Raw genomic sequence first — 10721 nt, 5'->3', positions numbered from 1 at the left:
ATCATTTTCGTTATTTAGGTCATATATGGTAAATATGACTTATCTTTTTTGGGAGTCTGTGTCTGTATTCCATGCTACATAAGCTTTTCAGCTGGCTTGTCCCCCTGTCAGCTTCTCCCTTCAATGGGTAGGGTGGGTTAGCGATAGCGTAACCCACCACTCTCTTGGAATCTAAATGCCGACAAATCTTATTTCTCAGCATAAATCAAATATCCTTTCGGTGGACTAAAGCGGTGGGTTACGACGGATTCTTAGATTGACTTTAACGCCTAGATTGTTGCCGTCTAACCCACCCTACCATGAACTCTTCTCCCTTCAATGGGTAGGGTGGGTTAGCGATAGCGTAACCCACCACTCTCTTGGAATCTAAATGCCGACAAATCTTATTTCTCAGGATAAATCAAATATCCTTTCGGTTGACTATCGCTTCGATAGGATCTAGCAGAGGGATGGGAAAATGTTCCTGTTCATAGGCATCAACCAGTGTGGCAAGCAAATCTAAGCGCGCTGCTTCCGGTGTCCCCGGAGGTACTTCCAGAAGCGACTCAATCTCCAGTAAAGCGGCCTCATACTCGGATTCGGTTTTGAGAGGATGTAGGTCTAATGGCTGTAGATTTTTCATCTCCTAATCTCCTAACATCTCCTCTAATGCGTCCAAATCCTGACGAATATCAGCCTCTAAAGCCCTTAACTTCTGTAAAATCACCTTCGGCGGCTCATAGCTCACTTCCTCGTACTCTATCTCTTTATAGCGGTTAATTGATAGATCATAAGCATTGGCCTGAATCTCCTCGCGAGGCACAAAAAACGCCTTCCCTTGGCGGTTGGTATCCTTAGCGGAGTCGCGTTGCTGCCAACAGCGCAGCAAGTCCGGGATATCATTATCGGCAATCGGTTGGCGCTTATCATCGAGAGAGAAACCATCCGCCACCATGTCATAAAACCAAACGAAGTCAGTCCCCTTTTCCCTTACCCCCAGCTTCGTAAAAATCAGGATCGCGGTAGATACCCCCGCATAAGGTTTAAACACCCCCGACGGCATCGATATCACCCCCTCTAGCTTATGTTCTTCTACCAAGATGGTGCGGATGTCCTTATGGGCCTTGGACGAGCCAAATAGCACCCCATCCGGCACAATTACCGCACCTTTTCCCCCCGTCTTCAGCAAGCGCAAAAACAGGGCCATGAATAATAACTCGGTTTTAGTGGTGTCGATGATTTTCGATAAATCCTTGGCAATAGTGGACTTCTCCACCGAACCCTTAAACGGTGGATTAGCCAGAATCATGGTAAAACTATCCTCTACCCCGGCGTGATCCTCCGATAGGGAATCCCGGGCCTCGATAATCGGCTGCTCGATACCGTGTAACATCAGGTTCATGCTGCCGATGCGTAACATCGTGGCATCGAAATCAAAACCGTGGAACATTTGGTTATTGAAATGCTCTAGGTTGCCGCGTTCAAGGAGCAAACGTCCCCCCTCGCTGTCCTTTAACTCCCGCACATACTCGGCAGCCGCCACTAAAAAGCCTCCTGTGCCACAGGCCGGATCACAGATAACTTCCCGGGGTCCCGGCGCTAATAACTCCACCATCATTTTGATAATATGGCGCGGCGTGCGAAACTGTCCGTTAGTCCCGGCTGTACTCAGTTTCGAGAGCATATACTCGTAAAGGTCGCCTTTGGTGTCCCGATCCTCCATGGGGATTTTTTCAATTTGTTCGATTACCGTCGCCAGCAGGGCCGGGGAGGCGATGAGAAACACCGCGTCCTTCATGTGTTTAGCGTAGGTGCTACCCTTAGAAAACTGTCCCAGATCTTTGATAAAGGGAAACGCTTCATCCCGGACAATCTGGAGCATTGTCTCGGCATCATCGATATTTTTGAAGCGGGACCAACGGATATGCTGTTGGCTGGGGTTAAAGGTGGGATTTTCGAGGTTTTCGCCTAATCGTTGGGATTTACGCTCCTTAGCTAGTTCTAGGTCATCTAGGCGTTTGATGAAGAGTAAATAGGAAATCTGCTCGATTACCGAAAGCGGGTTACTAATGCCGTTATTCCAGAAGGTTGTCCAAAGTTTATCTATTTTGGATTTTAATTCGCCGGTGATCATCGCTGTTTACTCGTTCACTGCTTTTAGTATTGCAGTAATATTGTACTAAAAATCGAGGTTTCAGGGTGAAAAATGCTATTAGGTACTTAAGTGATTAGCTTTTGTCCCTTGCTTGCCCCACCTCCCACCTCCCCCTTACCTGTAGGGGCGGGAAAAAAGTTTTTTTGGGTACAGGAAGTATGTAAAATGGAATGTTGATCTTTCTTGGCCTAAACAGCATTTCATGATTTCGAGTAACGACTTTCGGAGCGGTACGACCATCGAGATAGATGGCTCTGTCTGGCGGGTGGTGGAATTCCTGCACGTCAAACCGGGCAAGGGATCGGCCTTCGTGCGAACCAAGTTAAAAAATGTTCAGACCGGCAACGTGGTAGAACGGACGTTCCGGGCGGGGGAAACCTTGCCCTCAGCCACGATCGAAAAGCGTACCATGCAGCACACCTACAAAGAAGGCGATCAGTTTGTCTTCATGGACATGGAGACTTTTGAGGAAGCAACTCTCACCCCGGTACAAATGGGCGATCGAGCCAAGTATCTGAAAGAAGGAATGGAAGTCAATATTCTCTTTTGGAATGATCAAGTGTTAGACATAGAATTGCCCACCTCGGTAATCTTGGAAATCACCGATACGGATCCGGGAGTCAAGGGAGATACGGCCACCGGTGGCACGAAACCGGCGATCGTAGAAACGGGAGCGCAGGTGATGGTTCCCCTGTTTATTTCTATCGGTGAAAGGATTAAAGTGGATACCCGGGATGGTTCCTATCTGGGACGGGAATAATTGTGATCAGAAGCCCAGAAATGAGGGCTTAGGGACGGGTTTAGGACTAAAGCCAGTGTTTCTGAGCCTGTTTCCCAAAACTTAGCCGCTAGATGGGAAAAATCGATAGTTTGGTGGGTGCGAATTTGGATTTGTTGCTTTTTATTTGCGAGGGGATTTCAGAGCGGTGACTATTGATTACAACGAAATTCGAGAACTGATCAAAACATTGGCAGCAACGGATATCAGTGAATTTAGCCTGAAAAGTGCAGATTTGGAGCTAAATATCCGCAAAGGAACCGTTAATACTGCCCTTGGGCCTCTCCCCGCTCCCTTGCCGGTGGTGACGGACACCGTCGCCGCTCCAGTGGTAGCCGCAGGTCCCACCCCGGCCCCAGAAACCCCCACTCCCGAACCCGTAGCCGCCGCTATGGATAAAAAATGGCTGGCGATTACCTCTCCCATGGTCGGCACTTTTTATCGCGCTCCTGCTCCCGATGAACCCTCTTTCGTGGAAAAAAACGATCGGATCCGTGTCGGACAAACGGTCTGTATCATCGAAGCGATGAAGTTGATGAATGAAATCGAAGCGGAGGTGGCCGGGCAAATCGTCGAAATCGCCGTCGCTAACGGTGAACCGGTAGAATTTGGTCAGACATTAATGTGGGTTAATCCCGAATAGATAGAATGAAAGCTATCCTCATGACCGCGGTGGATGTCCTACAGCTTCAGCAAGTCCCCACCCCGAAAATTAGTCAACCGCATCAGGTTTTAGTAGCATTAAAAGCCGCTGGTGTCAACCCTATTGATACAAAAATTCGTAAACGCGGCACTTTTTACCCCGAGCAAATGCCGGCCATTTTGGGCTGTGACGGGGCGGGAATTGTCGAGGCCGTTGGGGCGGCGGTGCAGGATTTTCGCCCCGGGGATGAAGTGTATTTTTGTAACGGCGGACTGGGCAAGGCTGGCACGGGAAATTATGCTGAATATGCCCTGATCGAGGCGGATTATCTAGCCCACAAGCCGAAATCTCTTTCTTTTGCCGAGGCGGCCGCTGTACCTTTGGTTTTAATCACCGCTTGGGAAGCACTCTATGATCGCGCCCGTCTCCAGTCGGGACAAAGCGTACTTATCCATGGCGGGGCTGGGGGTGTTGGTCATGTCGCGATTCAATTGGCGAAACTGAAGGGGGCTAAAGTTTATACGACGGTGGGAAATAGCGATAAAGAGCGTTTAGTGCGGCAATTAGGGGCAGATTACCCGATTTTATACAAACAAACCGATTTTGTCTCGGCGATACTTCAACAAACCGCAGGGAAAGGAGTAGATGTCGCTTTTGATACGGTGGGAGGGGAAACTTTTGGCCAAACTTGCCGAGCGGTGCGAGTGTACGGCGATATGGTGACGATTTTGGAACCTACGGGCAGCTGGAAGGAAGCGCGCGATCGCAATTTGCGGATTAGTTTAGAATTAATGTTAACCCCGGCTTTGATGGGACTGCCAGAAGCGCAAAAATATCAAACAGAAATTCTCAGACAAGGGGCGCGTTTAATTGACGAGAAAAAGCTAACTATTCATCTCTCCCAAACCTTCCCTTTAGCGGCAGCTATCAGCGCCCATCAATTGCTAGAAACTGGTTCGATGACGGGGAAAATAGCCCTAATTATTGACTAGAAATCTGCTTGTCACTATTTTCTCTCATAAGCTGCCCGCGTATTTAGGGTTGGCTGAATAAATCTAAAAACCTTGTTGGATAAGACTTTTAGACCTTTTTGAAATCCAAAAGTGGCCGGCATGGGAGTGATCAGGGGGAAAATTCAGGGACTTTTTCCCTGAAAATTAGGTAATTGACCACCTGAAAATCGGCAAAACCCTACACCCTACACCCAGGAAAAACTTTTTGCCGCAAACCCTAGATAGTCAACAGTTTAGTTGAAACCCGATTAAATTTTCGATCGCTTTGACCAAATCTTGATTAGTCCAATTCTGGTACAAACAAGCGGCGATCGCACATCCCCCCGCACCCACTCCCTCTTTGACAAAACCCTGTTGATAAGCTTGCAAACCCGGGTATTTAGAGGCAGAAAAGTCTAATTGTGTGGCTAATAAAGGCAATTTTCCGATCATGCGGGCTAATCCCACCGTATCCCCCGTTTTATCTTCCGCTACCCAGCGAGTTGTGCCGACGATGATATTTTCCCAGTTAACCGGATAGGCATATTTAGCCACTAGAGCTTGAATTAGGGCAGAAACGGCTAACATTTGGGTTCCTCCGGCGAGGAGTACCCCACCCTGCCCACTGGCGGCGATGGCCATGCCAGCGACGAAAATCTGCTGAGGATCGCCTAGGGCGGCGATTACCTCAAAAGGATCAAAAATTTTTTTTCTGGCTAATCCCTGCTCAACTATTGCCTGTTTCTGAGCATGATTGCACTGGGGATGGCTGCTGTTAACTTTGCCGTTGGCTCGATAACCCAGTCCGGTGAGGATGGCGAGGGCGGTGGTGGTGCCGCCGACCACGCACTCGCCGATAATTAGATAACTAGACTGGCGGGCTAATTTTTCTCCCCAAGTTAATCCTTGGGCGAACAGGTGTTTTACTATAGTCAGGTCTAGGGCGCGGCCGGTGGAGAGACAACGGGCCGGTTGTCCCCCCAGTTCGATATAATCGACGGCCGGGGGCAAGGGTAAACCGGCGTTAAAAACGAGGACGGGAATGGCTAATTTTTCCACCACGGCGCGGGTAATATAGGCGGGGGAGGCTCCCACCGTTAGGGGGGGTAAGGGATAACGGGGATGGGGTGAAACTCCTTTAACGATAAATTCGGCATCGGCGATCGCTGTATATTTTCTATCTTCCGGGGTAGCACCGGCGGTGGAGATTCCGGGGATTAATCCCGTCTCGGTAAACCCCAAAACTAGGGCAAATATCGGACAACATTTTTGATGGCGCTGTAACCAATTTTGCCCCCGTTCGATTTCCGTGTAAATTTTAATCATCTGTGATTTTCTTGATTATGTCTCCCCTGTCTTCTGCAATTATCGATACTTGGCGACGTTTTTACCGAGATCCCTTGGCAGTAATAGGAGCGATCGCATTAATGATAATTATTCTTGCTGTCCTATTCGGTCCGATTTTCTATCGGGTCCCCATCGATACCATTGATTTTAGTCAAACCACTGCTCCCCCTAGTTTAAAACATCTTTTTGGGACTAATGATCTGGGCCAGGATCAATTGGCGAGGATTTTGGTGGGGGGTCGAATTTCCCTAGCGGTGGGCATTGCTGCTATGATGGTGGCGATGATTCTAGGGACAGCGATCGGAGCTATTTCTGGGTTTTACGGGGGCGCGATCGATGGTTTGTTGATGCGATTAACGGATTTATTCCTATCTTTGCCCCAATTGCCCCTACTTTTACTGATTGTCTATCTATTTCGCGATAGTATCAAGAAAATCGCCGGACCGGAAACGGGCATTTTTATCCTCGTGGTTTTAGTAATCGGGGGTTTAAATTGGATGTCGGTGGCGCGATTGGTGCGGGGAAATTTCTTAAAGTTACGGGAGATGGAATTTATCTCGGCCGCGATTGCTTTGGGGGCCACTCCTTTCCGTTTAATCTGGGTGCATTTATTGCCTAATGTTTTGGGAATGATTATCGTGGCGGCTACTTTAGCGGTGGGTAATGCGATTATTACCGAGTCAACCCTGAGTTTTTTGGGTTTGGGTTTCCCCCCCGATGTGCCGACTTGGGGACAAATGTTATTTAAAGCTAAAGATTACTTGACAACTGCCCCCCACTTGGTCATTTTTCCCGCTCTAGCTATCGTGATCACGGTGTTAAGTATTAATTTTATCGGTGATGGTTTACGGGATGTCTTTGATCCTAATGTGTAAGGAAGCGTAGAAGTGGATAATTGCCGAAAATTACCCAGAACCCCTATGATGATCAGTAGCGATGGTGAGGAAATAAATACTGTGAGTAGCGTAACTGTCATTAGCGATCAGAAGTTTGACCAAGAGGTTTTTGAGGTCGAAAAACCCGTTTTAGTCTATTTTTGGGCGAGTTGGTGCGGTCCGTGCCGTCTGGTATCCCCCTCGATCGATTGGGTGGCGAAAACCTACGGCGAACGGCTAAAAGTAGTTAAACTAGAAATAGACCCTAACCCCAACTCGGTGGCTAAATGTGATGTGAAAGGTGTTCCCGCTTTACGCATCTTTAAAGATAACGAAATTATTGCCACTCATGAAGGGGCGATCGGCAAACAACAATTACAATCTTTTATCGATACCTATGTCAGCTAATTAGGTATCTGTGGTTATGAATAACTTAACCCTAGCACACCGCTTACAGGCACTCCAATCCAACGTTTTTGCCGATATGGATCGGGCAAAAGCTGCCAGTAGAGAAGCGGGTAATACCATTATCGATCTTTCGCTCGGTTCCTCCGATCTTGGTGCTGCTCCCCATGTTATCGATGCTATAGAGCGATCTCTCCACGATCCTCACACCCACGGCTATTTACTCCATAATGGTACGGGAGACTTCCGAATAACTGCCGCTAACTGGTATAGCGATCGCTTTGGTGTCCCCGTCGACCCAGAAACGGAGGTTTTACCCCTAATTGGTTCTCAGGAAGGCACGGCCCATCTACCTTTGGCCCTTCTCAACCCCGGGGATTTTGCCCTGCTGCTCGATCCGGGTTATCCCTCCCATTTGGGCGGTGTTGCCCTTGCCGGCGGCCAAATCTACGGAATGCCAATTTTGGCAAAAAATGACTTTCTGCCGGTTTTAGAGGACATTCCTGACCTAGTGCTGGCACAATCGAAGCTGATGGTCTTGAGTTATCCCCATAATCCCACCACAGCGATCGCACCTTTGGCATTTTTCCAAAAAGCGGTCGATTTTTGCCGTCAGCATAATTTAGTTTTAATCCACGATTTTCCCTATCTAGACATCTTTTTTGCGGGAACATCGCCACCACCGTCAATTTTGCAGGCCGATCGAGATAAAACCAATTCGATCGAGTTTTTTACCTTTTCCAAGTCCTATAATATGGGCGGTTTTCGCATCGGTTTCGCCATTGGCAACCCGCAGTTAATTATGGCTTTGCGACAGATTAAAGCCATGGTTGATTTTAATCAGTATTTGGGCATCCTCAACGGTGCGATCGCTGCTTTAACCGGTAATCAAGATTCAGTCAAGGAAACCGTCGCTATCTTCCAAAAACGCCGGGATGTGTTTATTAATGCCCTAAATCGCATCGGTTGGCCAGTTGCCACCCCGGCCGCCACTATGTACGTTTGGGCGAAAATTCCCCCCAGTTGGCCGGGTAATTCCGTCGATTTTTGTCGGCAATTGGTGGCCCAAACTGGTGTCGCTGTTTCCCCGGGTTCCGGTTTTGGTAAGGGTGGCGAGGGGTATGTGCGTTTTGCCTTAGTTCACGATCCCGATATTCTAGAGGCTGCCGTGGAGAAAATTGGGGCTTTTTTGGGATCAAATCGATATTCTAAGCAGTGGTTATGCTGCAATGGATAACTTTCGCCTTGTTGCTTCTGATATTTCGGGTGATATTGGTAATGTGTCCACGCCCAAACTTTCTAGTATTATCTGACTAGGCATACTAGGTAGTGGTTTAGTGGTGCGTCGCCTAGCTAAACGCCGTTAATCGTGCTTGGGGTGGGGAGATGAGCCGAAATTTTCCTAATTCCCCACCCTTTGCGGTTAAAAGCTTTAATTGTGCTGCTGTCTTTGTAATTCCTCGATAGTTGCGGGGGATAAATCAGTAAATTGGGCGATTTCTGAGATAGGAAACCCAGCAGATAGCATTTTTAGGGCAATTTGTCGAGCTTTTTCCTCTTTTCCCTCCTCTTTGCCTTCCTCTCTGCCTTCCTCTCTGCCTTCCTCTCTGCCTTCCTCTCTGCCTTCCTCTCTGCCTTCCTCTAAAATATCTTGATAGATGACTGATTCTCTCATAATCTCACTCCGAAGGATTTTTTTAATCGTCTCTCGATTTAATACTAACCCAGCGAGAATACTGGTGGCGGCAGCGAGATTGCTTTGCACCTGTTTTTGGGAGATAGTTTCTAGAGAACGGGACACCTGACTTAACACCTGTTCGGGGTCATCGGTATTGCTGAGGACGGCAAAGGGTAATAAACCGGGATGATGGAAAAATTGCGGCGTATTTTCTTCCCAAAGACGGATGACTTGAAAAGAATGAAAAGTTTCCCCCAGACGGAAGGTATTTTCTTGTACTAGGGGGGAATCACTGCGTCGCAGATAAATTACCACTTGACGCATTTGTTTTTGGGGATGACGACGATAGACGCGAAGGCGATAATCGAGCATTCGGAAAGGAATTTTGGAGTCGGGGTCGGTTTGAAATTCGGTATGGAGAATTAATTGCTCTGACTGCAAAAAAATCAGAGAATCGGCACGAATGGGGTCTAATTGTAATTCCGTCGGGTCGAGGACGGTTAAGGAGAGGGGAGAACCCAATAACCAAGTGGCTAGATCATCGGAGAAGTTTTCGGCGATAAATTTACAAATATTATCAAACATCGCGAGCGTTCTGCCTTTGTAATTCCTCGATAGTTGCGGGGGATAAATCAGTAAATTGGGCGATTTCTGGGATAGGAAAGCCAGCAGATAGCATTTTTAGGGCAATTTGTCGAGCTTTTTCCTCTTTGCCTTTTTGTAGTCCTTTTTCCTCGCCTTCCTCTCTGCCTTCCTCTCTGCCTTCCTCTCTGCCTTCCTCTAAAATATCTTGATAGATGACTGATTCTCTCATAATGTCACTCCGAAGGATTTTTTTAATCGTCTCTCGATTTAATACTAACCCAGCGAGAATACTGGTGGCGGCAGCGAGATTGCTTTGCACCTGTTTTTGGGAGATAGTTTCTAGAGAACGGGACACCTGACTTAACACCTGTTCGGGGTCATCGGTATTGCTGAGGACGGCAAAGGGTAATAAACCGGGATGATGGAAAAATTGCGGCGTATTTTCTTCCCAAAGACGGATGACTTGAAAAGAATGAAAAGTTTCCCCCAGACGGAAAGTATTTTCTTGTACTAGGGGGGAATCACTACGTCGCAGATAAATTACCACTTGACGCATTGGTTTTTGGGGATGACGACGATAGACGCGAAGGCGATAATCGAGCATTCGGAAAGGAATTTTGGAGTCGGGGTCGGTTTGAAATTCGGTATGGAGAATTAATTGCTCTGACTGCAAAAAAATCAGAGAATCGGCACGAATGGGGTCTAATTGTAATTCCGTCGGGTCGAGGACGGTTAAGGAGAGGGGAGAACCCAATAACCAAGTGGCTAGATCATCGGAGAAGTTTTCGGCGATAAATTTACAAATATTATCAAACATCGCGAGCGTTCTGCCTTTGTAATTCCTCGATAGTTGCGGGGGATAAATCGGTAAATTGGGCGATTTCTGGGATAGGAAACCCAGCAGATAGCATTTTTAGGGCAATTTGTCGAGCTTTTTCTTCTTTTCCCTTTTCCTCGCCTTCCTCTAAAATATCTTGATAGATGACTGATTCTCTCATAATCTCACTCCGAAGGATTTTTTTAATCGTCTCTCGATTGTAATTCCTCGATCGCGTCGGGGGATAAATCGGTAAATTGGGCGATTTCTGAGATAGGAAAGCCAGCAGATAGCATTTTTAGGGCAATTTGTCGAGCTTTTTCTTCTTTTCCCTCCTCTTTGCCTTCCTCTTTGCCTTCCTCTAAAGCTTCTTGATAAACCTTAGTTTCTCTTAAATCACTTAAACTAAACATAGCTTCTATCTCCTTACGGTTTAATTTCGGTAATTTATAAATGAGAATTGTCTC

12 protein-coding genes and 1 pseudogene are annotated in these 10721 nt (G+C 47.4%); 6 read left to right on the top strand and 7 right to left on the bottom strand.

Annotation, left to right across the window (positions count from 1 at the left end; all coding sequences use genetic code 11):
- Positions 1-400: 400 nt before the first annotated feature.
- Together H6G48_RS05980 and H6G48_RS05975 are read right to left on the bottom strand one after the other, a co-directional pair.
- A complete protein-coding gene (locus H6G48_RS05980; RefSeq protein WP_130758460.1) occupies positions 401-622 on the bottom strand; it encodes a helix-turn-helix domain-containing protein in 222 nt (73 codons plus the stop codon).
- Positions 623-625: 3 nt separating this feature from the next.
- The gene (locus H6G48_RS05975) at positions 626-2113 is read right to left on the bottom strand and encodes a type I restriction-modification system subunit M (RefSeq protein WP_190720064.1); all 1488 of its coding nucleotides are present in this window, start codon (positions 2111-2113) and stop codon (positions 626-628) included.
- Positions 2114-2336: 223 nt separating this feature from the next.
- On the opposite strand from H6G48_RS05975, the gene efp reads away from it, so the two are divergent.
- The 3 genes from efp to H6G48_RS05960 all read left to right on the top strand — a co-directional run bounded on the left by efp (position 2337) and on the right by H6G48_RS05960 (position 4547).
- The gene (gene efp / locus H6G48_RS05970) at positions 2337-2894 is read left to right on the top strand and encodes an elongation factor P (protein WP_002762061.1); all 558 of its coding nucleotides are present in this window, start codon (positions 2337-2339) and stop codon (positions 2892-2894) included.
- A gap of 166 nt (positions 2895-3060) precedes the next feature.
- Positions 3061-3555 (top strand): acetyl-CoA carboxylase biotin carboxyl carrier protein, encoded by a 495-nt coding sequence (gene accB / locus H6G48_RS05965; protein ID WP_190720061.1) that lies wholly within the window; start codon positions 3061-3063, stop codon positions 3553-3555.
- Positions 3556-3560: 5 nt separating this feature from the next.
- A complete protein-coding gene (locus tag H6G48_RS05960) occupies positions 3561-4547 on the top strand; it encodes a zinc-dependent alcohol dehydrogenase family protein (protein WP_190720057.1) in 987 nt (328 codons plus the stop codon).
- 246 nt (positions 4548-4793) lie between these two features.
- Here H6G48_RS05960 and cobT read toward each other — a convergent pair whose 3' ends face one another.
- The gene (gene cobT, locus H6G48_RS05955; RefSeq protein WP_190720054.1) at positions 4794-5873 is read right to left on the bottom strand and encodes a nicotinate mononucleotide-dependent phosphoribosyltransferase CobT; all 1080 of its coding nucleotides are present in this window, start codon (positions 5871-5873) and stop codon (positions 4794-4796) included.
- Positions 5874-5890: 17 nt separating this feature from the next.
- On the opposite strand from cobT, the gene H6G48_RS05950 reads away from it, so the two are divergent.
- The 3 genes from H6G48_RS05950 to H6G48_RS05940 are packed head-to-tail and all read left to right on the top strand — an operon-like array spanning position 5891 to position 8411.
- Positions 5891-6769 (top strand): ABC transporter permease, encoded by an 879-nt coding sequence (locus H6G48_RS05950; RefSeq protein WP_190720051.1) that lies wholly within the window; start codon positions 5891-5893, stop codon positions 6767-6769.
- A 45-nt stretch (positions 6770-6814) separates the two neighbouring features.
- Positions 6815-7177, top strand: coding sequence for a thioredoxin family protein (locus H6G48_RS05945; RefSeq protein WP_081106816.1), 363 nt, complete (start codon positions 6815-6817; stop codon positions 7175-7177).
- Between the two features lie 16 nt (positions 7178-7193).
- Positions 7194-8411: an LL-diaminopimelate aminotransferase gene (locus H6G48_RS05940; RefSeq protein ID WP_190720048.1), complete on the top strand. Its 1218-nt coding sequence runs from the start codon at positions 7194-7196 to the stop codon at positions 8409-8411.
- A 195-nt stretch (positions 8412-8606) separates the two neighbouring features.
- Here the strand turns inward: H6G48_RS05940 and H6G48_RS05935 are convergent, their stop codons facing one another.
- The 4 genes and pseudogenes from H6G48_RS05935 to H6G48_RS05920 all read right to left on the bottom strand — a co-directional run.
- Positions 8607-9437, bottom strand: coding sequence for an Rpn family recombination-promoting nuclease/putative transposase (locus tag H6G48_RS05935; RefSeq protein ID WP_190720045.1), 831 nt, complete (start codon positions 9435-9437; stop codon positions 8607-8609).
- Positions 9430-10254: an Rpn family recombination-promoting nuclease/putative transposase gene (locus H6G48_RS05930; RefSeq protein ID WP_190720042.1), complete on the bottom strand. Its 825-nt coding sequence runs from the start codon at positions 10252-10254 to the stop codon at positions 9430-9432. The genes H6G48_RS05935 and H6G48_RS05930 overlap by 8 nt, the downstream gene beginning before the upstream one ends.
- Positions 10247-10435 carry a hypothetical protein gene (locus H6G48_RS05925; protein ID WP_190720039.1) on the bottom strand — a complete coding sequence of 63 codons (189 nt, stop codon included), beginning with the start codon at positions 10433-10435 and terminating at the stop codon, positions 10247-10249. Before H6G48_RS05925 ends, H6G48_RS05930 begins: the two co-directional genes overlap by 8 nt.
- Positions 10436-10457: 22 nt before the next feature.
- Positions 10458-10721, bottom strand: a pseudogene (locus H6G48_RS05920) (Rpn family recombination-promoting nuclease/putative transposase); the annotation flags it as partial.

This window comes from Microcystis flos-aquae FACHB-1344 (assembly GCF_014698375.1).
Taxonomy (GTDB): domain Bacteria; phylum Cyanobacteriota; class Cyanobacteriia; order Cyanobacteriales; family Microcystaceae; genus Microcystis; species Microcystis aeruginosa.
Note: the sequence above shows the minus strand (reverse complement) of the source record. Positions and strands in the feature narration are given on the sequence as shown.

Bases quoted from the DNA above. Each gene is read 5' to 3' on its own strand.
- H6G48_RS05930 (WP_190720042.1), bottom strand. From the start codon at position 10,254: ATGTTTGATAATATTTGTAAATTTATCGCCGAAAACTTCTCCGATGAT.
- H6G48_RS05925 (WP_190720039.1), bottom strand. From the start codon at position 10,435: ATGAGAGAATCAGTCATCTATCAAGATATTTTAGAGGAAGGCGAGGAA.
- H6G48_RS05940 (WP_190720048.1), top strand. From the start codon at position 7,194: ATGAATAACTTAACCCTAGCACACCGCTTACAGGCACTCCAATCCAAC.
- H6G48_RS05950 (WP_190720051.1), top strand. From the start codon at position 5,891: ATGTCTCCCCTGTCTTCTGCAATTATCGATACTTGGCGACGTTTTTAC.
- H6G48_RS05945 (WP_081106816.1), top strand. From the start codon at position 6,815: ATGATGATCAGTAGCGATGGTGAGGAAATAAATACTGTGAGTAGCGTA.
- efp (WP_002762061.1), top strand. From the start codon at position 2,337: ATGATTTCGAGTAACGACTTTCGGAGCGGTACGACCATCGAGATAGAT.
- H6G48_RS05960 (WP_190720057.1), top strand. From the start codon at position 3,561: ATGAAAGCTATCCTCATGACCGCGGTGGATGTCCTACAGCTTCAGCAA.
- H6G48_RS05935 (WP_190720045.1), bottom strand. From the start codon at position 9,437: ATGTTTGATAATATTTGTAAATTTATCGCCGAAAACTTCTCCGATGAT.
- cobT (WP_190720054.1), bottom strand. From the start codon at position 5,873: ATGATTAAAATTTACACGGAAATCGAACGGGGGCAAAATTGGTTACAG.
- H6G48_RS05975 (WP_190720064.1), bottom strand. From the start codon at position 2,113: ATGATCACCGGCGAATTAAAATCCAAAATAGATAAACTTTGGACAACC.
- H6G48_RS05980 (WP_130758460.1), bottom strand. From the start codon at position 622: ATGAAAAATCTACAGCCATTAGACCTACATCCTCTCAAAACCGAATCC.